Below are 26,536 nucleotides of genomic sequence, written 5' to 3'. Positions count from 1 at the left end.
TGCTGCACGTCATAGCCCTTGCCGCCATCCATCAGGTCCGAGCCGTCGCCGTTGTTCCACACCAGCAGGTCGTCGCCGCGCCCGCCGAACATCGCGTCGTTGCCCTTGTTGCCGACAACGACGTCATCGCCGATGCCGCCAGAGAGGTAATCCTCGCCATCTCCGCCTTCGACCGTGTCATCGCCGAAACCGCCAAAGACGGTGTCGTCCCCAAGATCGCCCGCGATCTTGTCGTCGCCGAACAGGCCAAAGACCAGGTCGTCTCCGTCCTTTGCGTTCACGTGATCGTCGCCGAACGAGCCAATAATAAGGTCGTTCTTGTCTGTGCCGTGAATGTTGCCGTTACCGAAAATGAGATTGAAAAAGTTAAAGCTAGGCACTGGTTTCTCCATCCATAAAGTGCTTCAAACAAGTATCCCCACCGACGTCGTGCGGTCTGACAGCAGCCTTCAAAGGCAAGGATCAGAGCGCATCTCGCCGCCGAGATATCCGTTGGTCGGTCCGCACCTCGGGGTGGTTCAAAAAAAATTTGCGGTTTTGGAAATCAGTCGTTTGACCAATCAAAAGGCCGCGGCGTGGCGCACCCAATGGGGCCGTCGCGTCGCTCGCGAAACCCTCGGCTTACTGAGCCGATCTGCGCCGCGTCTCATGTGTTTCGTCGCGTGCATCGCGCATCAGGGTAGCGTGTGGTCTTGCCAGCGCGCACGTGCGTGACGAAAGTGGAGGGCGATGTTGAAACGCCGACAGATACTTCTTGGCGCTGCTGCGCTCTGCGGGACGGCATGTGCAGCGCGGGCCACCGGCCTTGGAGCAGTGGCGTCCAAGCGGGCGCCTCCCATTCAGATCAGCAGCACCTTCAGTGCCAAACTGCTGGGCTCCGCATATGCACAGCACCGTGCAACTTTGGCAAAGAACGTCACAACCCTCGTTTCGGAAAACGGCTTCAAATTCTCTCACCTCTATCCGGATGCAAGCGATGTCTTCGATGTCGAGGGCCGGTTGCGAGACCCGGAGTGGACCGAAGTCGACAGCGCCATAGCATTTGCCAACCGGCGGCCTGACAGACCTCTGTCACAGCACGTGCATGCGTTTTACTGGAGCGATCATCCCTGGCCGGCGGAACTGTCCTCAAGCAGCGCACATATCCGCCGGTTGGCGGCCAGCTACGCAACAAGAATGGAAGGAGCCACATCCTGCGACGTGCTGAACGAGATTTTTCTGAAGACAGATGCGCCACATCAGCCGTGGTCGGCAGCTGCACAGGGGAACACCAACTTCTTCCAGTCAGCCGTTCTTGAACCACTGCTCCGGCCAGAGATCCCCAAGGATCGCACGGGGTCTCGGCTTGGCTTTCTGCGCCAGGTCGTGCGGATCTTCCGAGAAGAGCTAAATCGCCGCGGGTTGGGCCACATCGAACTGCTTTTGAACGAAGACCAGCTTTCGTGGGTCGGCCCGAAAGCACAAGCCAAACGGGATGCGGTTCGCGGTTTTCTGAAACACTTGATTGATCATGATACCGCGCTGGATGGTCTGGGCATCCAAGGGCATCTGGTGGCGAAGGACCCGCCAGACATTCACAGCACGATGGAGCTGATTGAGTGGCTCAACGGCAAGACCATGACGGTTCATCTGTCGGAACTGGATGTGACCAAGAAGACCAACCCGGAATTCTCCGACGACGCACATGCGGCGATGGTCGGCGACTTTGTACATGCCGTGTTGCAACAGCCCAACCTGCGGCGTCTGGGCTTCTGGGGCCTGTTCGATGCAGAGCATTTTTCCCGGAAGAAGAAAAAAATCGGCGAACGCTACGTCGAGCATGCATTGTATGATCCGCAGTCATCACCCACGCTCTTCGATGATGACGGTCACCCAAAACCCGTTTTCAACCGGATCCTGAAAGAATTGCGCGCGGTTGCCGAGCCATAGATTCGCTCAATATTCCCTTGGAATGGCGAACCCAGAGGCAGCCTTGCTACCGTCACGCCCTTTGGTGACACGTCTGCTTTGCAAACACGATGACATTTCTACTTGGTTGCACCAGCGCTTTGCCAACAAGGTCACTCCGCTGGAAAGACCCAGACACAAAATCAAGCCGAGTGAGATGAGGAGGCCCGCAGCTCGTACCAAGGCACCGCCCGACCGCGGCGGTGTCCGTTCAGGATGGGCGCTCTGCCGGCGGTCGATATCCTTCAGCCTGATATGGCGTTGGCCCCGCGCGGGCATCTCGGCTGACTGGACAAAACTGTCAATCAGAGCGGGCGCGCCGGGCCTGGCAAAGTAGGTTTCGGTCAGCTGATAGGTCACGATGCTAATAGCCAACTGGTTCGCTCGAACCGGTGGCGCTTCGCCCCGGGGGTGTATCCTCGTCGCTGAGACGACATAGACATCGCCGTTCGTTCTCTTCGAGAATTTCTGAGTCTCGGTTTCACCCGCCTCGATCGGGCGCAGTCTTGCGTGGATGGCCTGTGCCATCTCCAACGGGGTGAGCGGGTCGGTCAATGGCTCCATTCCAACTTCGTTAACCTGCGCAGTCCAGATGAGGCTGGGCCAGTCGGTTGGCTAGAAAATCTCGAACACATGAAGTTGAACGCTGCTTGCAACCACGCCGGTGTTCTCGGGAAACCACTCGACAGCGCGGGCCAGGTTCGCGTCCAGTGCCGCCGTCTATCAGGCTCAGTCGTAGTTCAACGCTTCGATATTGCTGGTCAAAGCGTCAAATCCACCCTGAACCATCAGAACCCGGTCGTTCGAGGCGCGCTCGCTGTTCTTGTGCTGGGTCCAGACGGTGACGGCCAGCCCCATGACGACCGCCATTGCCATCGCCCTCGACATCATGAAGATGATCTTTCTGACCAGCATGGCTCGCCCCTCATCGCCGCACGCGGTTTTGGCTGCGGACGGTTTACCAATCCTTGACTTGGCCGCGCAGTGAGCTTCGATTTTGATGAGCGTGCGACCGATCTTTCGGCGCTCAGAGAGCGGCCAATATGAAGGGCTGGCAGGCGCCGATACGTTTGCGAGGACCGCCAAGCGAAGGTTGAAGCGAAGGCTCGTGCTGCCGTGGCGCGGTCTTCACCTCGTCGCGGAGGCTGCCTGTGCTCTGCGACGTCCTTATCCTGCATCGTCACAGGCGGGTATCAGAGACACCATATGCACGAGCGTGCGGTACCTCTCGTCAACAGCGGTGCACTGGGCTTCGGCATTTGCACCCGCGGGGCAGCGCAGAGCGGGTCTGAAGAGAGCCACGTCAGGCACTCCCAGATGCTGTGGCTGCATGACAACGAAACCGCCCGAGCGCGGGTTGTGCGTCAGATGCAATGGCCCGCCATCGGGCCAGGGGCGCAACCGAAAGACACCCTCGCTGCCTTCAGTCTCAAGATGCCACTCCGCCCCGTGTCTCGCCAACAGGAAGGCCTCGGCGGCGCACGTCCCATCGGGCTGAGGTCCGTGGAAGTCGAGATAAATCCTTCCCTGCATCGCCGCACTGCGGACCAGATCAGCGACAGGGTCGGCGGCTGCCGCTGTGGCAGTGACGACAAGGAACAATAGAGCCCGCATGGCTGGGGTGATCCCGATCAATGTACCCACGACGATATTGGCCTGCGACAAGACTGGCGAGGGGCTATTGCGGTATCGGCGGAGCAGCGCCATCGAGGCAGGCGGGATGAGGCAGGCCCAAGGCGGCAATTCGAGTCGAAGCTGAAGAACAACCGCCTCCGATGGAAAACGACCCGCCGCCACAACAGCTCCAGATCGCGCAGTCTTCGCCCAGAATCGAAGACGGCGGCGATCCATACCGTGCTATCGTTTGGCAAAAATGGCTTGGCTAAGGGGTGTCAGCCCACCGCGGGCAAAACGCTCCTACGTTGCGGCGAATGCGGTGACCTTGTCGGGTGACCGCACATATCGCTGACCAGCTCTTAAAGCAACGAACCCGATTGAAGACCTCTTCGTCGATGCAGGCTTCATTGGCTACATCAGTGCTTTCTGTGGACAAGCATTGGCACCAACGCGTTGGAGAAAGAAAGCGCAAGAAGCGGTGGTATTGGTCTGGCCGAATTGAGCTACAAAGCCACTGGATAACAATTGGGACGAAAGCGATGGCGGAGGAGGTGGGATTCGAACCCACGGTACGCTTTCACGCACGCCGGTTTTCAAGACCGGTGCATTCGACCACTCTGCCACTCCTCCGGTTGATCCGTCCTAGTGCTCTGCAACCGATTCTGAAACCTCAAAAAATTGCCCAATTCGCTGGGGAATGTCGCCGATTTTACTCCCGACACCTTCCCAGAGAGGTTCCTCCGAGCTACACTCTCGCCCAGAACCCCGTGTCAAGGGGCAACCGAGCGGGCCGGGGCTCCGGGCAACAGGCAAGGACGCGCAACATGAGCGGCGATATCAAAACCCATTTCAGATCAGGAGTACCACTTGCGCTTGGTCTCGCGGCAGCGGGCCTGCTTGCGGCCTGCGACGAGGCGGGCAATTTCAATTTGCGCGATGCCTTCACACCGAAGGCCGAAGAGGCAGGCGAAGAGACCGAGACCGCCACAGCGACCGGCGAGGTCATCGAGCGTGACGTGGAGGCGCCTGAGGTTTTCTCGTCGAACGAAGCGGGGCTCTGGGACGGGCGTCCGTCACTCGGCGGAGTCTGGGTTGCGCATCCGGATGTGACCGACCCCGAGCGCGTGCTCATCCGCAATCAGAGCAATGGCCAATTCGTGGTCGGCGCCCTTTTCCGGCGCGAGCGGGACATTCCCGGACCGCGCCTGCAAATGTCCTCCGATGCCGCCGAGGCCCTGGGTGTGCTGGCCGGCGCTCCGACGGAGCTCGAAGTCGTCGCCCTGCGTAAGGAGACCGTCGAAGTTGACCCCCCAGCAGCCGCTGAGGACGCCACAGAGGCGCCGGCGGAGATCACCGAGACCGCTCTCGATCCGATTGCCGCGGCCGGTGCTGCGATCGAAGCAGCCGAACCCACCGCCGCCGAAAGCACCGCAGCCAGCACAAGCGCAGAGGCCGTCATCGAACCGGCCGCCCTGCCGCAGTCGACCCTGCCACAGACGGTGGCGGCCACATCATCGCTCCAGAAGCCGTTCATCCAGATCGGCATCTTCAGCGCCGAGGCCAATGCAGACCGCGCAGCCAAGCAGATGCGCAGCGCCGGGCTGATCCCCACCGTCAAGGCGCAGGAGCTCGGCGACAAACCGTTCTGGCGCGTTGTCGTGGGCCCGGCCACCTCCGCCTCCGAGCAGCGTCGCTTGCTTGCCACCATCAAGGACGAAGGCTTCTCTGATGCCTACGCCGTGACCAACTGACCCCGAGAAAGGAGCGCGCGCCCGTGATCCGTCTTGCCACCGCCCTTCTGGCCCTGAGCCTCAGCACCACACCCGCCAGTGCCTTTGATACGCAGGCTCAATCGGCTTTCGTGATTGACCAGACCACCGGCACCGTCCTGCTGAACAAGAATGCGGACGAGCCGCTGCCACCGGCCTCCATGTCCAAGCTGATGACCCTCTACATGGCCTTCGAGGCGATCCGTCGCGGCAAGGCCGATGGCGGGCTCGATCTCAACGAGGAGTTGCTGGTCTCCGAACACGCGCAGTCCTTCGGCGGCTCCAGCATGTTCCTGCGCGCCGGCGAGCGCATTTCGGTCGAGGATCTCATTCGCGGCATCATCGTGCTCTCGGGCAATGATGCCTGCGTGGTGATTGCCGAAGCCCTCTCGCCCGACGGCACCGAATACGGATTTGCCCGGCTCATGACCCAGCGCGCACAGCAGCTTGGCATGACGAACTCCACCTTCGTGAATTCCAGCGGCTGGCCGCAGCCCGGGCACCTGATGTCGATGCGCGATCTGGCGCTGCTGTCGGACCGGCTGATTACAGACTTCCCAGAGTTCTACCCGCTCTTTGCCGAGACCGAGTTCGAATTCGACAACCGCGTGCCAAGCAACAGAAACAACCGCAACCCGGTGCTGACCATGGGCATTGGGGCTGACGGTCTGAAGACCGGCCACACGGAGGAAGCGGGCTACGGGCTGACGGGCTCGGCCAAGCAGGGCGACCGCCGGGTGATCTGGGTGATCACCGGGCTCGACACCGTGCAGCAGCGCGCGCAGGAAAGCCAGGCCATCGTGAACTGGGCGTTTCGTCAATTCGCCATGCGCCCCCTGGCCAGTGAAGGCGAGCAATTCGCCCAGGCCAGCGTGTGGATGGGCAGCGAGCCCACGGTTGGCCTGGTTGCAGCCGAGGATCTCAGCGTGCTGATGCCTGCGCTCGCGCCCAGCGAGATTGAGGCTGAAGTGATCTATACCGGACCGCTCAGCGCACCGATCGCGAAGGGCGATCAACTGGCCGAGCTGGTCTTTACCCTCGAAGGTCTGCCCGAGACGCGTCTGCCGCTGGTGGCAGATCGGGACATCGCCCCGGGCGGTTTCGTCAGCCGGGTGAGCACCGCGGCCCTGGTGCTCTTCAAGACGCTCATTCAGGGACCCGAGGAGGAAGCGTGAGCGCAAGCCTGCCTGCCACGGCAAGGTTCATCACCTTCGAAGGCATTGACGGCTCGGGAAAATCGACCCAGATCAAACGCTTGGCGGAGCATCTGGCTGGCCGGGGATACGACGTCGTGGTGACGCGCGAACCCGGCGGCTCGCCCGGGGCAGAGGAAATCCGTGCGCTGGTGCTGCAGGGCGATCCCGACCGCTGGTCCGCCGAGACGGAGATCCTGCTCTTTACCGCTGCACGACGCGATCATCTGGAGCGGACAATCCTGCCCGCCCTCGCAGCGGGGAAAATCGTGCTCTGTGACCGCTTCGCCGACAGCACGCGGATGTACCAGGGCCTCTCCCGTGGTAACCTGCGCGCCCTCGTGGATCAACTGCACGACCTGATGATCGGGCACGAGCCCGACCTGACCGTTCTCATCGACATGGACCCCGCCCTGGGCCTCACCCGTGCACTCTCCCGCCGCACGGCGGACGAACGGTTCGAGGCCTTCGGGGAAGACCTGCAGACGGCGATGCGGCAGGGCTTCCTCGACCTCGCGGAGGAATTCGCCGACCGCTTCCGCGTGATCGACGGCGGGCGTGATATGGATGCGGTCGCCGCGGACATCGCCACGCTCGTGGACGGGGCGCTGGCATGAGCGCCCCGGATCAGATCGAGGGTGCGCCTCATCCGCGCGACACGGGTGCGCTCTTCGGACAGGACGCAGCCCAGCACGCCTTTCTCGACGCCTATGCGACGGACCGGCTGCATCACGCCTGGCTGCTGACCGGCCCGCGCGGCGTCGGCAAGGCCACCCTCGCGTGGCGCATCGCGCGCTTTCTGCTAGCCACGCCACCACAGGACGACGATGGCCTTTTCGGTGCGCCGCCCCCACCCGACACGCTGGACATCGACCCCGAGCACCCCGTCGCCCGCCGTATCGCAGCCGGGGCCGAGCCGGGGCTCAAGGCGATCACCCGCACGCCCAACCCCACCACCGACCGCATGCGCGACCAGATCGTGGTCGATGACATCCGGTCGCTTGCGGGGTTCTTCCAGCTTTCGGCCACCGATGGCGGGCGGCGGATCGTGATCGTCGATGCCGCCGATGAGATGAACACCTCGGCCGCCAACGCGCTGCTGAAGATGCTGGAAGAGCCACCAGAGCGCGCCACGCTGCTGCTGATCAGCCACCATCCCTCTGCGCTGCTGCCGACCATCCGCTCGCGCTGCCGGACACTGCGTCTGGGGCCCCTCGCACCAGAGGATATAGCGCGCGCCTTCGCGCAGGCCGGTATCGACGTGGGCGCGGAGGCCGCAGCGCTGTCCGAGCTCTCCGGTGGGTCTGTCGGCGCGGCGCTGCGTCTGTCGCTGCTGGACGGTTTGAGAACCTATACCGATCTGGTTGCGCTCATCGGCACGCTGCCACGGCTCGACCGCACCGCAGCGGTGAAGCTCGCCGAGAGCGCGGCCGCACGTGGGGCCGAAGCCCGGCGCGATCTGCTTTTCGAGCTGATCGATCTCGCGCTGACCCGCCTCGCCCGGACCGGGGCGACCGGTCAGCCGCCGACGGAAGCAGCACCCCGAGAAGCCGAAACCTTCGCCCGCCTTGCGCCGAATGCCCAGGCAGCGCGCGCCTGGGCCGGCACCGCGCAGGAGACCGCGGCACGCATTCAGCACGGGCTCGCGGTGAACCTTGACCCTGCCGCGTTGGTCCTAGATACCCTGATCAAAATGAGCCAAACCGCCGACGCGTAATCCTGCCCCGGCGCGAACCGATCGGATCGGCATGACCGCGATACCTCAGATCACCGACAGCCACTGTCATCTCGACTTCCCCGATTTCGAGGGGCAGCTGGACGACATCGTCGCCCGCGCGGCCGAGGCCGGTGTCACCCGGATGGTCACTATCTGTACCCGGCCGGCCAATCTGTCCCAGGTCCAGGCCATTGCCGAGGCCCATGCGCCGGTTTTCTTTGCGGCCGGCACGCACCCGATGAGTGTCGCCAAGGAGCCAATGGTCACCGTGGAGGATCTGATCGCCGTCGCCCGGCATCCCAGGTGCGTGGGCATTGGCGAGACCGGGCTCGACTACCACTACACCTCCGAGAGCGCGGAGGCGCAGCAGGCCTCCCTGCGCATCCACATCGAAGCAGCACGTGCGACCGGACTGCCCCTGATCATCCACGCCCGCGATGCGGATGACGATATGGCCCGCATTCTGACCGAGGAACATAAGGCGAGCCCCTACGCGTGCGTGATGCACTGCTTCTCCTCTTCGGCAATGCTGGCAAAAACCGCGCTCGATCTCGGCTTTTACCTCTCAATGTCCGGCATCGCGGCGTTCCCGAAGTCACAAGAGCTGCGCGATATCTTCGCGGCCGCCCCCATCGACCGCATTCTTGTCGAGACCGATGCCCCCTATCTCGCACCGCCTCCGCATCGCGGCAAGCGCAACGAACCCGCTTATGTGGCCCACACAGCGCGGCGCGGCGCCGAAACCATGGGGCTCAGCTACAGCGCCTTTGCGGCGCATACGCAGGCCAATTTTGATCGTTTGTTCAGCAAGGCGGCACAATTCGAGGTGCCTGCCTGATGGCGACACTGCGGGTGACGATCCTGGGCTGCGGCTCCTCCGGTGGCGTGCCCCGCCTCGGCGGAAACTGGGGCGATTGCGATCCGGAGAACCCCAAGAACCACCGCCAACGCTGCTCGCTTCTGGTCGAACGGGAAAGTGCCGACGGCAGGACAACCGTCCTGATCGACACTTCACCCGATTTGCGCAATCAACTGCTCTCGGCTGGCGTGGGGCGGCTCGATGCGGTGATCTACACGCATTCCCACGCCGATCATGTCCACGGCATCGACGATCTGCGGATGATCGTCTTCAACATGCGCGCCCGCCTGCCAGTCTGGGCCGACGAGCCGACCCGCGCCGCCCTGATGGACCGCTTCAACTACGCGTTCGTGCAACCCGAAGGCTCCCCCTACCCGCCCATCCTCGACATGCACCTCATCGAAGGCGACGTGACCATCGACGGCGCGGGCGGGTCCATCACCTTCACGCCCTTCCGGGTGGCACATGGCGGCATGGACGCGCTCGGCTTTCGCATTGGCGATTTGGCTTACCTGCCCGATGTGGCCCAGATCCCCGATCCGGTCTGGCCCATTCTCGACGATCTCGACTGCTGGATCATCGACGCGCTCCGCCGCGCCCCGCATCCGACGCACAGCCACCTTGCACAAACACTCGACTGGATCGAACAGGTCCGGCCACGCCATGCCGTGCTCACCAACATGCATATCGACCTGGACTACGCCACCGTGATGGCCGAGACCCCCGACCACGTGGAGCCCGCCTATGACGGGCTGACCCTGACCTTTCCCGCGCCATAGCTTCTCTTGGCCATAAATATCCCCGCCGGAGGCTCCCGCCCTCACCTCCGCGCGCAAAGGCCCGCCGATGCAGACCCTGCTTGACGTCATCCTGCCCGTGTTCCTGGTCATCGGCTTCGGCTATGTCGCCGTCTGGCGCGGGCTTTTCTCTGACGCCGGGATCGACGGGCTCATGCGCTTCACGCAGAATTTTGCGATCCCCTGCCTGCTCTTTCAAGCCATCGCCAAGATCGACCTCGGCAGCTCCTTCGATCCCGCACTGCTCGGCAGCTTCTACGCGGGTGCCGCCATCTGCTTTGCGGCGGGCCTGGTGGGCGCGCGGGTCTTTTTCGACCGCGACTGGGAAGACTGCGTGGCGATCGGGTTTTGCTGTCTGTTCTCCAACTCTGTGCTGCTGGGCCTGCCGATCACCGAACGCGCCTATGGCGCCGACGCGCTGACGGGCAATTTCGCGATCGTGGCCATCCACTCCCCGTTCTGCTACGGGCTCGGGATCACCGCGATGGAGATCGTGCGCAACCGCGGCCAGTCACCGCTGGTGATGCTGCGCGGCATCGGTCGCGCGATGTTCCGCAACGCGCTGGTGCTCGGGATCGCCCTTGGCTTCGTGGTGAACCTCTCCGGCCTGCCCGTGCCCTCGGTTGTGGACGATGCGCTGACGCTGATCTCGCGCGCGGCCCTGCCCGCCGCGCTCTTCGCCCTTGGCGGCGTGCTGGTGCAGTACCACCCCGAAGGCGACGGCCGCACCATCGCGATGGTCTGCGCCATCGCGCTGCTGCTGCACCCCGCGCTCGTCTGGCTCTTCGGCAGCCTGCAGAGCCTGCCCGCTGACGCCTTCCGCTCCGCCGTCTTGACCGCCGCCATGGCCCCTGGCGTCAACACCTATATCTTCGCAAACATGTATGGCCGCGCCAAGCGGGTCGCCGCCTCCTCGGTGCTGATCGCGACAGCAGGCTCCGTGATCACCGTGTGGCTGTGGCTGATGGCGCTTGGCACGCTCTAGCCGTGGCGCGCGGCCACGGTCTTGAGCGCCGAGAACCCGTAGAGCGCTTCGAACCCCTTCTCACGCCCGTGACCTGACAAGCCGGTGCCGCCGAAGGGAAGCTCGACCCCGCCACCCGCGCCGTAATTGTTCAGGAACACCTGCCCCGCCCGCAGCGCCCTGGCCAACCGCATCTGCCGCGCGCCGTCCCGCGTCCAGACCGAAGCGACGAGGCCGTAGTCGGTGCCATTGGCCATGACGAGCGCCTCGACCTCATCCTCGAAGGGCATGACCACCTGAACCGGCCCGAACACCTCGTCTTGCGCCAGCACGTGATCCGGCGTGACCCCGGCAAAGAGCGTCGGCCGGACATAGGCACCACCTGCGGGCAGCGTCTCCGGCAGCGTCGCCTGTCCCGCGACCTCCAGATCGCTGCCCTGTGCCAGAAAACCCTCGACCCGTGCACGCTGGCGTGCCGAGATTAGCGGCCCCACATCCAGATCCTCCATCGCAGGCCCGACCCGGAGGGCGCGATATCGCTCGGCCATGCGGCTCACCACCTGGTCGTAGACGCCCCTCTGCACCAGAATGCGCGAGGATGCGGAGCAGGTCTGCCCCGCGTTCTGGATGCCGGCGTTCACCAGAAAGGGCACCGCCGCCTCGATATCGGCATCGTTGAAGACAAGCTGCGGGGACTTGCCCCCCAGTTCCAGCGTCACCGGCACCACATTGGCCCCCGCCGCCTGCTGCACCCGCTTGCCCACCTCTACCGAGCCGGTGAAGGAGACATGATTGACCCCAGGATGCGCCGCCAGCGCCGCCCCCGCCTCGGCCCCCAGCCCCGGCACCACGTTGAGCGCGCCGGGAGGCAAGCCGGCCCGCTGCGCCAGTTCACCGAACGCCAGCGCCGTCAGACAGGCTTCCTCCGCCGGTTTCAGCACGCAGGCATTGCCCATGGCCAGCGCCGCACCCACCGAGCGCCCGATGATCTGCATCGGATAATTCCACGGCACGATGTGCCCGGTGACCCCATGCGGCTCGCGCAGGGTATAGACCGTGTAACCGTCGAGATAGGGAATGGTCGCCCCATGCACCTTGTCCGCGGCTCCGGCGTAGAACTCCATGTAGCGGGCGAGCGCCGTCACATCCGCCCGCGCCTGGGTCAGCGGCTTGCCCACATCCCGCGCCTCCAGCTCTGCCAGATGCTCCGCCTGCTCTTGCACCAACTGGCCGATGCGGGCGAGCACCCGTCCCCGCTCTGCCGCCGTTGCCTGCCCCCAATCGCCAGCGCGCGCTGCCTGGGCCTCGGCAACGGCCGCGTCGATATCCGCAGCCTGCCCGCGCGCGATGTCGCAAAGCTGCGCGCCCGTCGATGGATCGTTGAGCGGCAATCGCTCTCCGTCGGCCGGTGGCTGCCACCGCCCCCCGATCAGACAGCACCCCGCGTCCAGCCCCAGCGGTCTCACAGTCATCACATGCCCTCCTCCTGCGCTCCGATCAGGGCACCGCACCGGCCCGGCGTCAAGCCCGCGCCGCGACAGAGGCCCGCAGCCCGCGCGGGGCTCTGGACCCTCGCCGCCCCAGCGCATAAGACGGGCTCATGACGCTTCGACGTGCTCTCTCTCGCGCGGGTCTCGCGCTTCTGCTGCTGGCGAGCCTGGCCATGTCGGCGGCCGCCTTCGCGCATCGCGCGGACCAGGCCGAGCCCTCGCCCGAGATGCTCGCCTATCTCAGCATGGGCGGCACTCTGGAGGAGCTCTGCAGTTCGGACGGGCCGGCGCATCATCTGACCTCGGGCTGCGAGGCCTGTCGGATCACCGCGAATGCGCTGACACCCGAAACCACACCCGACGCGGTCGCACCCCTGCGCTTTGCGCGGGTGCCGCACGCCGCAACCGGGCGCAGAGTGCCGCCGCGACACCGTGCAGAGATCGCGCCACCGAGCCGCGCGCCACCTCTGTGACGATCCCTTCGACAATCGGACCTCTACGGCGCTGATCGCGCCATCCTCTGAAAGGATCACACCATGCGACATGTCACCTTGGCGGCTGCGGCCGCTGTCTTTGCCCTGTCCACCGCCGCTTTCGCCCATGACTACAAGATCGGCGATCTGGTCATCGACCATCCGATGGCCTTCAACACCGCGCCCACCGCGAAAGCCGGCGGCGGGTACCTGACCATCACCAACACCGGCGATACCGCGGACCGGCTGATCGGCGTGCGCGCGGACTTCCCGAAGGTCGAGTTGCACACCACCGAGGAGAAGGATGGCATCGCGCGGATGATGCACGTCGAGGCCATCGAAATCCCTGCAGGTGCCACCGTCGCGCTGGAGCCAGGTGGCCTGCACGTGATGTTCATGGGCCTGGACGGTGACGGATTCGATGTGGGCGAAAAGATCCCCGCCACACTCATTTTCGAGACCGCAGGCGAGCTTGAGGTCGAGTTCAGTATCGAAGAGCGCGGCGCCGCAGAAGAGCACGACCACTCCGGCCATAGCGTCTCGAACTGACGCGCGCCTGGGGCCCGCCCGGCGGGCCCCGCCCTTCACATCACGCGCAGGATGCTTCATCCTTGCCCCCCAGAAGATCCGGAGGTCCCGATGCGACTGAATGCCGATTTCTCGAGACGCGTGCTGATGCGCTTTTCCGAAAACGAATGGCTCCCCTCGCCGATGCCGGGGGTCGAGCGCAAGATGCTCGACCGCATCGGCGACGAGGTGGCCCGGGCCACAACCATTGTCCGCTATGCCCCGGGCAGCGCCTTCTCCGCCCATACGCATGACGGCGGCGAGGAATATCTGGTGCTGAGCGGGACCTTCTGCGACGAACATGGTGCCTTTCCCACAGGCGCTTACGTGCGCAACCCACCGACGTCGCGGCACACGCCTTCGGCTCCCGACGGTGCCACGATCCTGGTGAAGCTGCACCAGTTCGACCCCGCGGGTCGCACTCAGGTGCACGTCGACCTTGACCCGAACCAGAGCAGGCAAGAGCTGTATCGCGACGCCTTCGAAGAGGTCCGCGTGGAACACTGGCCGCCTGGCGGCCAGGTCGACCTCGAGGCTGCGGGCGGTATGGAGGTCTTCGTGATCGACGGGGGCTTTGAGGAAAGCGACGATGCGGTGGGTCGCTGGGACTGGCTCCGCCTGCCAACCGGCAGCCGCAGCACCGCCACCGCCGGCCCCGAGGGCGCGCGCGTCTGGATCAAATCGGGGCACCTCGCGCACGCGCCGACCTGAGTCAGCGCTCTCAAGTCGGTCCGCTTTTGTCTACGAAGCCGGTCCCAAAAAGCAGTGCGCAGAGGGCATCGCCCGACCTGGAGGGCGTCAGCAACGTTCTTTCGGCGCACGACGTCACCAAGAAGAGGGCCGTCACTTCTGCTTGTAACGTCGCGAAATCGGCCTCCGGGGGGGGTCGGCGATGCCCGGCCCATCAGCCGGGCGAAACATCTCAGGGCTTTGCACTTGAAATGGCGCCGGCGAAGAAGAGACACATCTCGCCGCGGCTAAAGGTCAATCTCCACAACCCCGTCGGGCTCCGCTGCGCGGCTCTGACAGAGGATGATGGCATCCTCGCGCTGCGCCTTGGATAGCACGAAATCGCGATGCTCGACCTCGCCCGAGATCAGCCCGCATTTGCACACCCCACAGAGCCCGTCTGAACACTTCACATCCACCGCGATCCCGTTCTCGCGAAGCACATCGGTCGCAGCGCGATCTGCCGGAACCCGCAGATCGCGCTGCGACCGCGCCAGCCGCAAGGTGAACGCGTGATTTTCATAGTCCGGCACCTCTGGCACCGAGAAGTACTCGACATGTTGCGCCTCCTCGGGAAAACCCTGCCGTGTGGCCGCCGCCGTGACCGCCTGCATGTAGGCGTCCGGTCCGCAGGCGTAGACATGCCAGCCCGGCGCATACCCCGCCAGCACCGCGTCCAGATCGGCCCGCGTACCAGCCGCCGAGTTGTGCACCGCAACCCGATCCGCCCAGGGCACCGCCCGCAGCAGATCGAGAAAAGCCGCATCAGCCCCCGAGGACACCGAGTAATGCAGCGCAAACGCCGCGCCTTGCGCATGGCACGCATGGGCAAAGGCCAGCATGGGCGTGATGCCGATGCCGCCGCCCATTAGGATGTGTTTCGACGCCCCTTCCACCAGCGGGAAGTGATTGATCGGCTTCGAGACAAAGACCTTCCGCCCTTCGGTAAAGATCTTGTGCATCAGCTTCGAGCCGCCGCGCCCGTCTTCCTCGCGCAGCACCGCTACCTGATAGCGCGAGCGATCAGCCGGATCGCCGCAGAGCGAGAACTGCCGCAGGAACTCCGGGGCGACCACCACGTCGAGATGCGCGCCCGCCTCCCAAGGGGGCAGATCGCCGCCATCGAGGCTGCGCAGATCGTAAAGACTGATCTCGCGTGTCAGGGCCGTGACCTTGGCAACCGTCACCCGGATCACCGGCGCCTCGCCCGCACCGAGGTAGGCGTGCGCAAGCCTCTCCGTCTCGCCGCGATCAAGCCGCGCCTGATAGGCTTCGGCGGTGATCAGCGCCTGGTACGCCTCGATTCCCTTCTCCCGGTCCATCGGAAAGGGGAAAGGATAGGGCGGCGGTGCGAGGCTCGCGGGGTAGACCGCCAGGGTCTGATCCGCATAGTCGAGCTTCAGGTCGGTCTGGAGTTCGCGCTGATTGGACGGCGTATCAGACGGCGCAAAACCGCCCGCATCGGTCAGCTTCAGATCCCACCACCAGCGCTTTTGCGGGTTGATCCGCCCGTTGCCGACCAGATCATCGGCCTTCGCCAGCACACCGGCCATCGCGGGCACGTTCATCGCGATCCAGCGCAGCGGCCTTTCGTGCTCCAGCCCCTCCATGTTCCAGGGGCAGGTCTTCATGCAGCGCCCGCACATCGACCCGCCCTCCTGGGTCAGGCGGTAAGTGATGCACTTCTGGCTGTCGGACTTCCAGATCTCGTATCCATTGAACATCAGCTTCGGGCCAGCGGTGATCGCCCCCGAGGGACACTCGCGCGCGCATTTGTTGCAGGCCTCGCAAAAGGCCTGCATCCCGAAGTCGATGGGCTTGTCATGGGTGAGCGGCATGGTCGTGGTGATGCAGCCCGACTTCAGCCGCGGGCCGAGGAAGGGGTTCACGATAACCTCGCCGATACGGCTGACCTCGCCGAGCCCCGAGAGCAGCAACAGAGGCGGCTGCAACACCTCGCCATCGAGGTTGGTATGCACCCGCGCCTCGTAGCCGAGGTTTCGGATCTGTTTTCCGATCACGCCTCCGAGCAGCGAAAAGCGCAAGTACGCCCGCATCGATTGGGCCACCGCGATCCAGTCATCGCCGGAGGAGCCCTCGGTCGTCTCGAAGCCCTGGTCGATGATCAGGCTGATGGCATGATCATGCGTAGGCACAATGGGGGCGCCCACGGCATCATGCGAATACCAGACCCACTCCGGGCAGCGCGAAATGCCCACCGCATCCGCGCCCATGAAGTAAGCCGCCGCCTTGATCCCTTCGGCATTGCGTGCGGCCTCCTCAGCGCTTGGATCCACCTGGGGCGCCGCAGCACCCTGTTGCAGCAGCAAGAGCGCGCCCGATGGCCGCCGGATCGCATTGCTGATCGGGGATTTCTGCGCGAAGTACCCTCCTTTCGTCGCCTCCTGGTTGGCCTTGCCGATATCGCCGAACTGCGCGCGCGCGAACATGTCCGTCCGTTTGGGGACCCGGGCAACCCGGGCCTCGTCGATGTAGGTGGTGGGCTTCTCCACCCGTTTCAGCGTCTCGAAGGGGTGCAGCCCCTCCGCATATCGCCGCTTGGCATAGGGATCGAGCGTTCGCGCACCTTTCGCTGCGCCCCGACCCAACTTCCAAGCCAGCCCATGGATGGAGGCCGGCTGCGCGGCCAAAGGCACAAGCGGCCGGTCCGTCTCCATCTCGAAATCCGTCGTGACCGCAGCCAGTTGAAACCGCGTGCCGACGTAGGGATTGACCAGCGCCCCCTCCTCCAACGTAACCAGCCCCGCACCCGCGGCAAGCCTGCCCAGGTCCACATCGGAGGAGGTCGCGGTATGTGCTTTGGCATCGTAGCCCAGCACCCGCAGATACCCCGCAAGGATGACTGCCGTCTCGGACGCCCGCAGGGCCGCGCGCTGCGGATGGGCCTCCGCGATCCAGTCATATCCCGGCTCTCCCCGCTCGGGCTCGCGGCTGTAGTCGTAGAGCAGCACGATTGTATGGCTGTGGGTTTCAATCGTCCGGGGCGGGGCGGACATGCTGTCGCGCAGGTCCGCCATGATCGTGTCGATGCCCACCGCCAGCGTCTGTGTCTGCCGCGTACGCAGTTCCTCGGCGAGCCGGTCTATGCCCGGGTTGCGCAGCGGTGTCGCAAGCATCTGGTCCGCGTCCAGCCGCCCGATCCCCACCATCGGCGCGTCCTGAAAGTAACCAAAGGACTTGATGTGCCGCGCGCGCTCGGTGCGATCCTCGGGGCAGGTCGAGGGCGCGCGATTGATCAGCCCGTCCCGGATTGCGTCGAGCATCGCCTGATACTCGGACATCGCGTTGACGAGCGAGGCCGGAACATCCGGGCGATCGAAGGAGAGGGCCTGCATCGGTGGCGCATCCGCCAGATCCGGCGCCCGGTCGTGCCGTGCGAGCCGCTCCAGCGGGAACGGCCCCAGATGGAAAGGCCGGTGTCGGGTCGAGAAAATGCGGGCGGTCAAAACCTGTCCTTTGCACGCAACGTCCCAAGGGCCTAGCGCGGCATAACGGTGGATGTCAAAATCAAACGGGCCGTTTCACGCGAGGCGAGAAAGGCTGGCACACTGCGCCCGGCCGAGCAAGTCACAGGAGACGGCACGCATTGCCTCCGCCCGCGTCTCGCAGCAAGACCACGATTGCGATGTGGATGGGGCTGACAGTCCGGAGGATGGTGGTGCGGATGAGACGGCGTGAACGCTGATTTCAAGCGGTGCCACTGCGTCTTATCCCCATGATTCTGTTGGAAATAGTCACGCCCATGTGTTCCAGCCGATCTTGCGATATCCCAAGGTATCGCGTAACCACTGGGGGATATTTCGGGGGATATTCTCCGCCGGTCCCGGGAGGGATTTGTTCAATGCACAAGCTCACGGCCATCGCGATTAAAAACCTCCCACCCGGCAAGCATGAGGATGGCGGCGGGCTGAGGCTGGTCAAGAGACAGGACGGAGGCGGGCAGTGGGTCTTCCGTTACACCTGCCACGGCCGTCGGCGTGAGATGGGTCTGGGCGGTCTGCGCGCCCTGTCGCTGAAGAAGGCGCGGGAGCGGGCCGCGCATTATCGCGGCCTCGTCGCGCAGGATATCGATCCGATCGGAGCGCGCAGGCGGCTCAGGGCCGAGGCGATCCGGAACAGGAACATGCTCCGGGATGTGGCCCTCGATGCCTTCGAGAGCCGCAAGTCCAGCCTTCGGGGTGATGGTGTCGCGGGACGGTGGTTCAGCCCGCTGGAGCTTCACGTTCTGCCGAAGCTCGGTCGCGTGCCCGTCGCCGAGATCACCGCTCGCGACATCCGTGACGTGCTGCAACCGATCTGGCACACCAAGGCTTCGACGGCGGCGAAAGCGATCACCCGGCTCGGGATCGTTTTGCAGCATGCCGCGGCGCTGGAACTCGATGTCGACCTGCAGGCGGTCCCGAAGGCGAAGGCACTGCTCGGCGCGCAGAAGCACAAGGTGACGGCGGTGCCGAGCATGCCGTGGCAGGAGGTGCCAGCCTTCTACGCAACGCTGCAGGATCCATCGCCGGTAAACCTCGCCTTGCGACTTCTGATCCTGACCGGACTACGGTCCCTGCCCGTCCGCTTCGCCCGTGTCGACGAGATCGAAGGCGATATCTGGACGGTGCCCGCGGACAAGATGAAGGGCCGCCGGGGCAAGGTAGAGGACTTTCGTGTGCCCCTGACCGCGGAAGCCCTGCGGGTGATCGAAATGGCCAGGATTTACGAGCGGAAGGGCTACCTCTTTCATGCCCGCAAGACCGTGATCAGCGATGCAACGATGTCACGGATGATGGAGCGCCGCGGGCTCACGGCGCGGCCGCATGGCTTCCGCGCCAGCCTCCGGACCTGGCTGGCCGAGGAGACGGAGGCGCCGCACGAGGTGGCCGAGGCGATGCTGGCGCATGTCAGCGACAGCAAGGTGGTCCGCAGCTACCGACGGACCGATTTCTTGGATCAGCGTCGTGCGCTTCTGGAGCGATGGGCGGCGCATTGCGTAAGCGGGACCGCGACCCCCGCGTGAGGAACGCGCGGTCTCGTCGAGGATTCCGGCGCCGGCCTTGGTGACCCCCAGATTATTTTGCAACGCCTGCTTCTGCACTCCCCGCGCGCGGCTTCTTCGTAGGCTCCTCTTCCGCTGCGATTGACCGTTTTCCCGTCCCGGCCTTCTCCTCCTGCTCCATCCCGAACGCGGCGCGCCCCCAATCGCGCCAGACCTTCCGCGCGTGCTCGCCCTGTTCGCCCTCCAGCCGGTCAGCCATCCACAGAAGCGCGCCGAAGATAAGCGTCCGGTCGTCGCCCGTGATCTCGACGAGGCCGGCCTTTTTCACGAGCCCGCCGAGCTCGATCAGCTGCCGCGTGCGCTTGCGCCGGTCCATCTGCCGGCCGCGCCGGTCATGCCGCGCCCGTACCGCCTGATGGCGGTTGCGCGCGGCCCGGTTTCGTTTCAGCGCCGCCGCTGTCGCCATCATTTGCCGAAGCGGATCGCCGGGTCTTGCTTCGAAACATCGCGGCCCCGCGTTTCGCCCAGGCCTCCCGTTTCGCCGCATCCGTCGTCTCGGCCAGCACGATCAGCGCGCCCGCCAGTTCCTCGGGCGCCAGCGCGTCGGCCCCGGTCGCGATAACCAACTCGCCCAGTTGCTGCACTTTGCGCGTCTTGAGCTCCCGCGCCTTGTCCTCGAGCGCCTTCAGCTCCGCGTCGAAATCCCTTGGTTTGCGCATGTCATCCTCCTCAAGTGGTTGATGCGATGAGGATACCCGCACCCCGCCCGAAAGGCTCCGGGGTCGCCGGGACAGCGCGGGACGGCCCGGTCCCGCCCGAGAATTTTTCGAGGGAGGGCGCGCTTATACGTCGTTCCGACGTCGCGATGCCCGTGGCACAGATCGCCCCATCATGGCGATCTATCACCTCCACATGAAGGTCATCGGACGGTCCTCCGGCGCAAGTGCGGTCGCGGCTGCCGCCTACCGCTCGGCCTCGCGGCTCCGCGACGACCGGATCGAGCGCAGCCACGACTTCACCGCCAAACGCGGCGTTGTGCATTCCGAAGTGCTGTTGCCCGAGGGCGCGCCCGATGCTTTGTCGGACCGGGAACGCCTCTGGAACGCGGTCGAGGCCTGTGAAGTGCGACGCGACGCGCAGCTCGCGCGCGAGCTGGAATTCGCCCTGCCGCGCGAGATGAGCGAGGCGCAGGCGATCGACCTGGCGCGCGACTTCGTCCAGTCCGAATTCGTCGACCGCGGCATGATCGCCGATCTGAACGTGCACTGGGACCGGACCGACGACGGCCTCGCAAAGCCCCATGCCCATGTCATGCTGACGATGCGGTCCGTGGACGAGGACGGCTTCGGCCCGAAGGTGCGCGACTGGAACCGCACCGATCTGCTCCAGCGTTGGCGCGAACGCTGGGCGGAGTTCGCGAATGAACGTCTTGCCGAGCTCGATATCGACGCGCGCATCGATCACCGCAGCCTCGAGGCGCAGGGTATCGCGCTGGAGCCGCAGGACAAGATCGGCGCGCCCGCACAACGGATTATGGGCGAAGGGCGCGAGGCCGACCGCGCCGAGATGCACCGGTCCATCGCGCGCGAGAACGGCACCCGGATCATCGCCGACCCGAGCCTCGCGCTCGACGCGATCACCCGGCAGCAGGCCACCTTCACTCGCCGCGACATGGCTGCCTTCGCGCATCGCCACAGCGACGGGCCGGGCCAGTTCGACGCGGTGCTGGGCGCCATGCGCCGCGCGCCCGACCTGGTGGTGCTGGGGCAGGATGTGCGGGGCGAAGAACGCTTCACTTCGCGCGACATGCTGGAGGCCGAACAGCGCCTCCATCGCGCGGCCTTGGCGATGGCGGAGCGGGCGCGCCATTCGGTTGACGTCCGCGACCGCGATGCGGCCCTCGCCCGCGCCGAGGCGCGGGGTCTGATCCTCTCGGCCGAACAGGCCGAGGCGCTCACTCATATCACCGACTGGCGCGACCTCGGGATCGTCATCGGTCATGCCGGGACGGGGAAGAGCGCGATGCTGGGCGTGGCGCGCGAAGCCTGGGAGGCGGCGGGCTACCGGGTCCGCGGCGCGGCGCTTTCCGGGATCGCGGCCGAGAACCTCGAGGGTGGATCGGGGATCGGGTCCCGCACCCTCGCGAGCCTCGAACAGGGTTGGGCGCAGGGGCGCGACGCGCTCTCCCCTCGCGACATCCTCGTGATCGACGAGGCCGGGATGGTTGGCACACGGCAGCTTGAGCGGCTCCTGTCGCATGCCTCGGAGGCCGGGGCCAAGGTGGTGCTGGTCGGCGATCCGCAACAGCTGCAATCCATCGAGGCGGGGGCGGCCTTCCGGTCGCTCCATGACCGCCACGGCGGCGCGCGCATTGGTGAGGTGCGCCGTCAGCGCGAAGACTGGCAGCGCGAGGCCACGCGCGATCTGGCGACAGGCCAGACCGAGGCGGCGCTGGCGGCTTACGAGGCCCACGGCCATGTCCATGCGGCGGACACCCGCGCGGCGGCGCGCGAGGCCCTGATCGAGGGCTGGGACCGCAACAGGCGGGCGGACCCGGAGGCCAGCCGCATCATCCTGACCCACACCAATGACGAGGTGCGCGCGCTGAACCTGGCGGCGCGGGAGCGCATGCGCGAGGCGGGCGATCTTGGCCCGGAGGTTCGGTTGACCGTCGAGCGCGGCGAACGCAGCTTCGCCCCCGGCGACCGCGTCATGTTCCTCCAGAACGACCGCGGCCTCGGCGTGAAGAACGGCACGCTGGGGACCATCGCGGAGCTCGACCGCCAAGCGATGACCGTGCGCACCGAAGACGGCCGTGCCGTCCGCTTCGATCTCAAGGACTACGACCGGATCGACCACGGCTACGCGGCGACGATCCACAAGGCGCAGGGCATGACGGTGGACCGCGCCCATGTGCTGGCGACGCCGGGGCTGGATGCGCATGCCAGCTACGTGGCTCTCACCCGGCACCGCGACGGGGTGGAGTTGCACTACGGCCGCGACGACTTCGCGAGCCCCGAGCGCCTCGCCCGCACTCTCGGTCGCGAGCGGGCGAAGGACATGGCGCTCGACCATGCAGGGACCGATCCGGCCGAGGGGTTCGCCGCGCGCCGGGGCATCGACGTCGGCCATCATGCCCCCGAGCCGCCCGACATTGACCCGCAGCCGGACGATCTCGCCGAGGCCCGCGAGGCCGCGCTGCGCCCGGCCCGCACCCGCGCGCTGATCCGCCATGCCGAGGCCGTCCACGACGTCTTCGAGACACTGGCCCAAGGCGACAAGGCCAGCCCCGAGCAGGTGCGCAGCCTCAACCGCGCCCGCGATGCCTTCGAGGCCCTTCGCCCCGATGGCTGGCGCGATGCCGAGGCGGCCTATCTGAAGGACCCGACCCTCGCGCGGGACGCCGCCAAGGGGCAGCTCGACCGCGCGATCCGCGCCCTGCAGCTCGATACCGAACTTCGCACCGACCCTCGCGCCCGCGCCAACCGCTTCGTCGAGCGTTGGCAGCAGCTCGACCGCCGGAGCGGTGCGCAATACAGCGCGGGCGACTACACGGGCTACCACGCCTCCCGCAAGGCAATGACCGACATGGCCCGCAGCCTCGAGCGCGATCCGCAGCTGGAATCCCTCCTCGCGAACCGCAAACGCGACCTCGGCATCTCCAGCGACATGGGACGGCGACTCGGTGAGGCACTCGCCTTCAGCCACGGCCTCGAGCTCGGCCGCAGCCGTGGCCTCGGCCTCTGACACCCGTCCGATCTGCCGCCATCAGTACGCGCGAACCCTACGCCGACCCCGACGCGCTTGCCCTCCCATCCCGGCCCGGCCTGACTGGACCAGAACCCCTCACACGACCCCAGCAGGAGCCAGCACAGCCATGCCCGACCCCGACCGCATCATCCGCCTCCGCACCGTCCTCGCCCGGACCGGCCTGTCCCGATCGACCCTCTACCGCAAGATCGCCGAGGGCACGTTCCCGGCCCAGCTCCGCATCTCCATCCACGGCGCGGGCTGGCGCGAGTCCGAGATCGACCGCTGGGTCGCTGACCCGATCGGGTGGCGGCCGGACGGGGAGGAAGGCGCAACGGTAAAGACTGGCTAACCAGCACGCCGTGATCAAATGAAGCGAGTTGCCTAGCGCGAGCCAGCGAGCACGAAGACCGACCTAAGGCACTGGGGTCGACGTGCGCCACACCGCGCGTTGCGTGTTTTCCTCGGGGAGGCCCGTATAGTCTGCCGATCAGAAGTAGGTCTGCCATTCGAACCCGGTATCTCCTAGTCGGCGATTGCACACAAACCGCTCACAATAAGCAGCTAGCGCGCTGGTTGCGCGACCAAACTGGTCCGATCCTCCATAAGCGAAGCGTTCGAAGCGCGGTCAATGGCCAATAGCCATCTCCGGTAAACCCGGGGCGGTTCATATTGGCAAGGACAACGATAAGAAGTGTGGGGCGTTTGCCGCCCCACACAGTGTCTTCACTATGCGTGATATTTCGGCATTTTCTGAAACACCACATAAAGGCCCGCCAGAACCAAAGCCGTTCCGACGACGCCGGCATTCCAGGCGGTCACAGGTTCGGTAAATCCGAACAGCCAAGGAGCCGCTACCAAAAACAAACCGTAGGAAACTCCCAGATAGGTCTGGACCAGGTAATGTTTGTTGTGGCCGTAACCCGCTACGGTCAAAGCCAAAAGCCCCGAGAGAATGAGCAGTCCTGCATCGCCAACGAGGGCATTGCCAAGAGCCGATTGGCCGCCGAGAAGCATGAATGGCGACAAGATGAGCCAAAGCCCTGAAGCTGTGAAGGTCCATCTGAAAGCTTCACGATTCTGCATTGCGCGTACTCCAACCTTTGGTTTCAGGAGTCGGTTTCAGGATCCGCGAGGTTGCCAAGCTCGACGGCGATAGCCATTTCCTCGTCGTCGACGAAACCATCACCATTTGTGTCGATGTCGCCGAACACTTCCTCGGTGAGTTCAGGATATGAAACCTGAAGTTCAGCGAAGGATGCCATGCCGTCGCCGTCAGTATCAATTTCGGCGGACATTGCATGGGCGGAGAATGCGACGGATGTCATGAGGGCAGCAGCGAGAATTACACTCTTCACGTCTTTTCCAATCAAGGTAAGGCAATCCATCATGGATTGCGGTTCAGGTCCCGGCGTATTGCAATCCGCATTTGCTCAAACTGGCCCGCTTTTTCACGCGGCCGTTACTAATTACGCAAGGGCTTTCCTGGCTGCATCGAGTTCGTATTTCGTCTTGATGTCGTCATTCGCTTTGTGCGCGGCTTCAGCAGCGTTGTAATGTCTCCAGGCCTGCGTTCGTTTTTCACCGAAGGGTGCGCCTCCACAGCTGGCTTTGACGGACTTCATCTTTTCCGAGATGGTATTGGTGTTGAGTTTCATTGTGGTGTCCTTTTCTAGATACTTCGAGAAAGAGCGGCGCGCGAAAGAAGGAACTCTTTTTGGGGAACTGCCACTTGCGCGCCGCTTTGAAACTCGAAAACACACTTCCTGCTGAATTTTCAGCGGGCATTTTCTAGCTAGCTTACATTCCAGTTTTCGACGCTTACACAGATCAGCTTGGAGCGATTTGATGTTGGAAAGCGGAGCCTTCAGACATGGTCTACTCAGGGGGCAGAGCGACTGGAAAAAGCAGGGGCGTTGGTGCGAGCCGTCTTCAGGAAAATGCTACTCGCGACTCATAAAGATTGGTTCCGAGGCCGCGAGCAAAAGTTAGCTTCTACATCATGCCTTCCATACCCTCCATGTCGGGTATGCCGTGGCGGTTCGGCCTGGCAGGTTTGTCAGCCACCATCGCTTCAGTGGTGACCAGCAGGCCGGCAACCGATGCGGCATATTCTAGCGCGATCCGAACGACCTTTGTCGGATCAATGACACCGGCCTTCAACACATCGCCGTACCGGTCCAGCTGCGCATCATAGCCGAACGTCTTGCTGGCGTTCTCAAGTACTTTTCCAGCAACGACCGAGCCATCAACTCCGGCGTTTTCTGCGATCTGGCGCAACGGTGCCTGAAGGGCTTTGCGGATGATCTTGATACCCGCATCCTGATCCGCGTTGTCTCCTTTGAGACCTTCCAGAACCTTGCCTGCATGGACAAGTGCGATGCCACCGCCTGGTACGACGCCTTCCTGGACGGCCGCACGTGTTGCGTTCAAGGCGTCATCAACCCGATCCTTGCGCTCTTTCACTTCGATCTCGGTCGCGCCACCAACTTTGATCACCGCAACGCCGCCCGCCAATTTGGCCAGCCGCTCCTGCAGTTTTTCCTTGTCGTAGTCTGAGGTGGTCTCTTCGATCTGTGCACGAATTTGGGTGACTCGAGAAGCGATAGCCTCTTTGTCGCCTGCGCCGTCGACCACAGTTGTTGTGTCCTTGGTGATTGTGATCTTTTTGGCATCGCCAAGCATGTCCATCGTGACATTTTCGAGTTTGATGACCAGCTCTTCGGAAATCACTTGTCCACCCGTCAGGACAGCAAGATCTTCCAGCATCGCTTTGCGGCGATCCCCAAAACCAGGTGATTTGACACCGGCCACTTTTAGGCCACCGCGAAGTTTGTTCACCACAAGGGTTGCGAGCGCTTCGCCATCAATGTCTTCGGCCATCACCAAGAGCTGCTTGTTCGCCTGCATGACAGCCTCAAGCAAAGGCACCATGGGGGCCAGAGACGTCAGTTTCTTCTCGTGCAGGAGGATGACACAGTCCTCCAGGGTCGCCGTCATCTTGGCGGTATCTGTGATGAAATACGGGCTGAGATAGCCACGATCGAACTGCATGCCCTCGACGACTTCGGTCTCGGTCTCGAGGCCCTTGTTCTCTTCGACGGTGATAACGCCTTCGTTGCCGACCTTGGCCATCGCGTCCGCGATCTGTTGACCGATAGCAGCTTCACCGTTTGCCGAAATGGTTCCGACTTTGGCGATCTCAGCCGTATCGCCCACTGGCCGCGACATTGCCTTGACCTCGGCAACAACGGCGGTGACCGCTTTGTCGATACCGCGTTTGAGGTCCATCGGGTTCATACCAGCGGCGACCGACTTCATGCCTTCCTTGACGATGGCCTGGGCGAGAACTGTAGCGGTGGTTGTGCCATCGCCTGCTTCATCGTTGGTACGGGACGCGACATCTTTGACGAGCTGTGCACCCATGTTCTCGAACGCATCCGAGAGTTCGATTTCCTTGGCGACCGTAACACCGTCCTTGGTGATGCGAGGCGCGCCGTAGGATTTGTCGAGAACCACGTTGCGGCCCTTGGGGCCGAGCGTGACCTTGACGGCGTTGGCGAGCGTATTGATGCCCTTGAGCATGCGGTCACGGGAGTCCGTGCCGAATTTGACGTCTTTTGCAGACATGTCGGTATTCCTATATGAAAATGGGGGAG

At 64.4% G+C, this 26,536-nt stretch carries 26 protein-coding genes and 1 tRNA gene; 14 read left to right on the top strand and 13 right to left on the bottom strand.

The window, feature by feature from the left end; translation table 11 throughout:
• A partial coding sequence (locus tag MUB52_RS15055) for a calcium-binding protein (RefSeq protein WP_318527434.1) occupies positions 1–380 on the bottom strand: 380 nt, incomplete at its 3' end.
• Positions 381–813: 433 nt separating this feature from the next.
• On the opposite strand from MUB52_RS15055, the gene MUB52_RS15050 reads away from it, so the two are divergent.
• Positions 814–1,929, top strand: a complete 1,116-nt coding sequence (locus MUB52_RS15050) for an endo-1,4-beta-xylanase (RefSeq protein WP_263845061.1) — start codon at positions 814–816, stop codon at positions 1,927–1,929.
• A gap of 6 nt (positions 1,930–1,935) precedes the next feature.
• Here MUB52_RS15050 and MUB52_RS15045 read toward each other — a convergent pair whose 3' ends face one another.
• The 4 genes from MUB52_RS15045 to MUB52_RS15030 form a co-directional block, all read right to left on the bottom strand.
• The gene (locus MUB52_RS15045) at positions 1,936–2,511 is read right to left on the bottom strand and encodes a hypothetical protein (RefSeq protein ID WP_263845060.1); all 576 of its coding nucleotides are present in this window, start codon (positions 2,509–2,511) and stop codon (positions 1,936–1,938) included.
• 165 nt (positions 2,512–2,676) lie between these two features.
• Positions 2,677–2,862: a hypothetical protein gene (locus MUB52_RS15040; RefSeq protein ID WP_263845059.1), complete on the bottom strand. Its 186-nt coding sequence runs from the start codon at positions 2,860–2,862 to the stop codon at positions 2,677–2,679.
• Positions 2,863–3,114: 252 nt separating this feature from the next.
• On the bottom strand, positions 3,115–3,561 hold the full coding sequence (locus MUB52_RS15035; protein ID WP_263845058.1) for a hypothetical protein: 447 nt from the start codon (positions 3,559–3,561) through the stop codon (positions 3,115–3,117).
• 543 nt (positions 3,562–4,104) lie between these two features.
• Positions 4,105–4,194, bottom strand: a tRNA-Ser gene (locus MUB52_RS15030).
• 194 nt (positions 4,195–4,388) lie between these two features.
• On the opposite strand from MUB52_RS15030, the gene MUB52_RS15025 reads away from it, so the two are divergent.
• The 7 genes from MUB52_RS15025 to MUB52_RS14995 all read left to right on the top strand — a co-directional run bounded on the left by MUB52_RS15025 (position 4,389) and on the right by MUB52_RS14995 (position 10,884).
• Positions 4,389–5,315: an SPOR domain-containing protein gene (locus tag MUB52_RS15025; protein WP_263845057.1), complete on the top strand. Its 927-nt coding sequence runs from the start codon at positions 4,389–4,391 to the stop codon at positions 5,313–5,315.
• A 23-nt stretch (positions 5,316–5,338) separates the two neighbouring features.
• Positions 5,339–6,508, top strand: coding sequence for a D-alanyl-D-alanine carboxypeptidase family protein (locus MUB52_RS15020; protein ID WP_263845056.1), 1,170 nt, complete (start codon positions 5,339–5,341; stop codon positions 6,506–6,508).
• The gene (gene tmk / locus MUB52_RS15015) at positions 6,505–7,143 is read left to right on the top strand and encodes a dTMP kinase (protein WP_263845055.1); all 639 of its coding nucleotides are present in this window, start codon (positions 6,505–6,507) and stop codon (positions 7,141–7,143) included. Before MUB52_RS15020 ends, tmk begins: the two co-directional genes overlap by 4 nt.
• Positions 7,140–8,243 (top strand): DNA polymerase III subunit delta', encoded by a 1,104-nt coding sequence (locus MUB52_RS15010; RefSeq protein ID WP_263845054.1) that lies wholly within the window; start codon positions 7,140–7,142, stop codon positions 8,241–8,243. The genes tmk and MUB52_RS15010 overlap by 4 nt, the downstream gene beginning before the upstream one ends.
• A 31-nt stretch (positions 8,244–8,274) precedes the next feature.
• A complete protein-coding gene (locus MUB52_RS15005; RefSeq protein WP_263845053.1) occupies positions 8,275–9,081 on the top strand; it encodes a TatD family hydrolase in 807 nt (268 codons plus the stop codon).
• Positions 9,081–9,881, top strand: coding sequence for an MBL fold metallo-hydrolase (locus MUB52_RS15000; protein WP_263845052.1), 801 nt, complete (start codon positions 9,081–9,083; stop codon positions 9,879–9,881). Before MUB52_RS15005 ends, MUB52_RS15000 begins: the two co-directional genes overlap by 1 nt.
• 67 nt (positions 9,882–9,948) lie before the next feature.
• A complete protein-coding gene (locus MUB52_RS14995) occupies positions 9,949–10,884 on the top strand; it encodes an AEC family transporter (RefSeq protein ID WP_263845051.1) in 936 nt (311 codons plus the stop codon).
• Here the strand turns inward: MUB52_RS14995 and MUB52_RS14990 are convergent.
• Positions 10,881–12,335, bottom strand: a complete 1,455-nt coding sequence (locus tag MUB52_RS14990) for an aldehyde dehydrogenase family protein (RefSeq protein ID WP_263845050.1) — start codon at positions 12,333–12,335, stop codon at positions 10,881–10,883. The genes MUB52_RS14995 and MUB52_RS14990 overlap by 4 nt on opposite strands.
• 128 nt (positions 12,336–12,463) lie before the next feature.
• Between MUB52_RS14990 and MUB52_RS14985 the strand changes: the two genes are divergently transcribed.
• The 3 genes from MUB52_RS14985 (at position 12,464) to MUB52_RS14975 (ending at position 14,104) form a co-directional block, all read left to right on the top strand.
• Positions 12,464–12,826 carry a hypothetical protein gene (locus tag MUB52_RS14985; protein WP_263845049.1) on the top strand — a complete coding sequence of 121 codons (363 nt, stop codon included), beginning with the start codon at positions 12,464–12,466 and terminating at the stop codon, positions 12,824–12,826.
• A gap of 63 nt (positions 12,827–12,889) precedes the next feature.
• On the top strand, positions 12,890–13,375 hold the full coding sequence (locus tag MUB52_RS14980; RefSeq protein ID WP_263845048.1) for a copper chaperone PCu(A)C: 486 nt from the start codon (positions 12,890–12,892) through the stop codon (positions 13,373–13,375).
• A gap of 90 nt (positions 13,376–13,465) precedes the next feature.
• Entirely contained in the window at positions 13,466–14,104 is a 639-nt protein-coding gene (locus tag MUB52_RS14975; protein WP_263845047.1) for a cupin domain-containing protein, read from the top strand.
• 266 nt (positions 14,105–14,370) lie between these two features.
• Here the strand turns inward: MUB52_RS14975 and MUB52_RS14970 are convergent, their stop codons facing one another.
• Positions 14,371–17,589, bottom strand: a complete 3,219-nt coding sequence (locus tag MUB52_RS14970) for a 2Fe-2S iron-sulfur cluster-binding protein (protein ID WP_263845046.1) — start codon at positions 17,587–17,589, stop codon at positions 14,371–14,373.
• Positions 17,590–17,984: 395 nt separating this feature from the next.
• Here MUB52_RS14970 and MUB52_RS14965 point away from each other — a divergent pair, with 395 nt between their 5' ends.
• Positions 17,985–19,148 (top strand): tyrosine-type recombinase/integrase, encoded by a 1,164-nt coding sequence (locus MUB52_RS14965; protein ID WP_263845045.1) that lies wholly within the window; start codon positions 17,985–17,987, stop codon positions 19,146–19,148.
• A gap of 52 nt (positions 19,149–19,200) precedes the next feature.
• On the opposite strand, the gene MUB52_RS14960 is transcribed toward MUB52_RS14965, so the two are convergent.
• Both MUB52_RS14960 and MUB52_RS14955 read right to left on the bottom strand, forming a co-directional pair.
• On the bottom strand, positions 19,201–19,503 hold the full coding sequence (locus MUB52_RS14960; RefSeq protein ID WP_263845044.1) for a conjugal transfer protein TraD: 303 nt from the start codon (positions 19,501–19,503) through the stop codon (positions 19,201–19,203).
• A gap of 16 nt (positions 19,504–19,519) precedes the next feature.
• Positions 19,520–19,846 carry a conjugal transfer protein TraD gene (locus MUB52_RS14955; protein ID WP_263845043.1) on the bottom strand — a complete coding sequence of 109 codons (327 nt, stop codon included), beginning with the start codon at positions 19,844–19,846 and terminating at the stop codon, positions 19,520–19,522.
• Positions 19,847–20,018: 172 nt separating this feature from the next.
• Between MUB52_RS14955 and traA the strand changes: the two genes are divergently transcribed.
• Both traA and MUB52_RS14945 read left to right on the top strand, forming a co-directional pair.
• Positions 20,019–22,874: a Ti-type conjugative transfer relaxase TraA gene (gene traA, locus MUB52_RS14950; RefSeq protein ID WP_263845042.1), complete on the top strand. Its 2,856-nt coding sequence runs from the start codon at positions 20,019–20,021 to the stop codon at positions 22,872–22,874.
• 130 nt (positions 22,875–23,004) lie between these two features.
• Positions 23,005–23,229, top strand: a complete 225-nt coding sequence (locus tag MUB52_RS14945; RefSeq protein WP_263845041.1) for a helix-turn-helix transcriptional regulator — start codon at positions 23,005–23,007, stop codon at positions 23,227–23,229.
• Positions 23,230–23,606: 377 nt separating this feature from the next.
• On the opposite strand, the gene MUB52_RS14940 is transcribed toward MUB52_RS14945, so the two are convergent.
• The 4 genes from MUB52_RS14940 to groL form a co-directional block, all read right to left on the bottom strand.
• Complete coding sequence (locus tag MUB52_RS14940) at positions 23,607–23,963, bottom strand: SPW repeat domain-containing protein (RefSeq protein ID WP_263845040.1); 357 nt, start codon at positions 23,961–23,963, stop codon at positions 23,607–23,609.
• A 23-nt stretch (positions 23,964–23,986) separates the two neighbouring features.
• On the bottom strand, positions 23,987–24,268 hold the full coding sequence (locus MUB52_RS14935; protein ID WP_263845039.1) for an EF-hand domain-containing protein: 282 nt from the start codon (positions 24,266–24,268) through the stop codon (positions 23,987–23,989).
• A 78-nt stretch (positions 24,269–24,346) separates the two neighbouring features.
• The gene (locus tag MUB52_RS14930; protein ID WP_263845038.1) at positions 24,347–24,535 is read right to left on the bottom strand and encodes a hypothetical protein; all 189 of its coding nucleotides are present in this window, start codon (positions 24,533–24,535) and stop codon (positions 24,347–24,349) included.
• A gap of 337 nt (positions 24,536–24,872) precedes the next feature.
• Entirely contained in the window at positions 24,873–26,507 is a 1,635-nt protein-coding gene (gene groL / locus MUB52_RS14925; protein ID WP_263845037.1) for a chaperonin GroEL, read from the bottom strand.
• Positions 26,508–26,536: the final 29 nt, after the last annotated feature.

This window comes from Roseobacter sinensis (assembly GCF_025755255.1).
Taxonomy (GTDB): Bacteria; Pseudomonadota; Alphaproteobacteria; order Rhodobacterales; family Rhodobacteraceae; genus Roseobacter; species Roseobacter sinensis.
Note: the sequence above shows the minus strand (reverse complement) of the source record. Positions and strands in the feature narration are given on the sequence as shown.

What these genes read in the sequence shown, in the direction of transcription:
- MUB52_RS15045 (WP_263845060.1), bottom strand. Translation starts at nt 2,511, where the DNA reads ATGGAGCCATTGACCGACCCGCTCACCCCGTTGGAGATGGCACAGGCC.
- MUB52_RS15040 (WP_263845059.1), bottom strand. Translation starts at nt 2,862, where the DNA reads ATGCTGGTCAGAAAGATCATCTTCATGATGTCGAGGGCGATGGCAATG.
- MUB52_RS15035 (WP_263845058.1), bottom strand. Translation starts at nt 3,561, where the DNA reads ATGCGGGCTCTATTGTTCCTTGTCGTCACTGCCACAGCGGCAGCCGCC.
- MUB52_RS15025 (WP_263845057.1), top strand. Translation starts at nt 4,389, where the DNA reads ATGAGCGGCGATATCAAAACCCATTTCAGATCAGGAGTACCACTTGCG.
- MUB52_RS15010 (WP_263845054.1), top strand. Translation starts at nt 7,140, where the DNA reads ATGAGCGCCCCGGATCAGATCGAGGGTGCGCCTCATCCGCGCGACACG.
- MUB52_RS15005 (WP_263845053.1), top strand. Translation starts at nt 8,275, where the DNA reads ATGACCGCGATACCTCAGATCACCGACAGCCACTGTCATCTCGACTTC.
- MUB52_RS15000 (WP_263845052.1), top strand. Translation starts at nt 9,081, where the DNA reads ATGGCGACACTGCGGGTGACGATCCTGGGCTGCGGCTCCTCCGGTGGC.
- MUB52_RS14995 (WP_263845051.1), top strand. Translation starts at nt 9,949, where the DNA reads ATGCAGACCCTGCTTGACGTCATCCTGCCCGTGTTCCTGGTCATCGGC.
- MUB52_RS14990 (WP_263845050.1), bottom strand. Translation starts at nt 12,335, where the DNA reads ATGACTGTGAGACCGCTGGGGCTGGACGCGGGGTGCTGTCTGATCGGG.
- MUB52_RS14985 (WP_263845049.1), top strand. Translation starts at nt 12,464, where the DNA reads ATGACGCTTCGACGTGCTCTCTCTCGCGCGGGTCTCGCGCTTCTGCTG.
- MUB52_RS14980 (WP_263845048.1), top strand. Translation starts at nt 12,890, where the DNA reads ATGCGACATGTCACCTTGGCGGCTGCGGCCGCTGTCTTTGCCCTGTCC.
- MUB52_RS14975 (WP_263845047.1), top strand. Translation starts at nt 13,466, where the DNA reads ATGCGACTGAATGCCGATTTCTCGAGACGCGTGCTGATGCGCTTTTCC.
- MUB52_RS14965 (WP_263845045.1), top strand. Translation starts at nt 17,985, where the DNA reads ATGCACAAGCTCACGGCCATCGCGATTAAAAACCTCCCACCCGGCAAG.
- MUB52_RS14960 (WP_263845044.1), bottom strand. Translation starts at nt 19,503, where the DNA reads ATGGACCGGCGCAAGCGCACGCGGCAGCTGATCGAGCTCGGCGGGCTC.
- MUB52_RS14955 (WP_263845043.1), bottom strand. Translation starts at nt 19,846, where the DNA reads ATGCGCAAACCAAGGGATTTCGACGCGGAGCTGAAGGCGCTCGAGGAC.
- traA (WP_263845042.1), top strand. Translation starts at nt 20,019, where the DNA reads ATGGCGATCTATCACCTCCACATGAAGGTCATCGGACGGTCCTCCGGC.
- MUB52_RS14945 (WP_263845041.1), top strand. Translation starts at nt 23,005, where the DNA reads ATGCCCGACCCCGACCGCATCATCCGCCTCCGCACCGTCCTCGCCCGG.
- MUB52_RS14940 (WP_263845040.1), bottom strand. Translation starts at nt 23,963, where the DNA reads ATGCAGAATCGTGAAGCTTTCAGATGGACCTTCACAGCTTCAGGGCTT.
- MUB52_RS14935 (WP_263845039.1), bottom strand. Translation starts at nt 24,268, where the DNA reads ATGATGGATTGCCTTACCTTGATTGGAAAAGACGTGAAGAGTGTAATT.
- MUB52_RS14930 (WP_263845038.1), bottom strand. Translation starts at nt 24,535, where the DNA reads ATGAAACTCAACACCAATACCATCTCGGAAAAGATGAAGTCCGTCAAA.
- groL (WP_263845037.1), bottom strand. Translation starts at nt 26,507, where the DNA reads ATGTCTGCAAAAGACGTCAAATTCGGCACGGACTCCCGTGACCGCATG.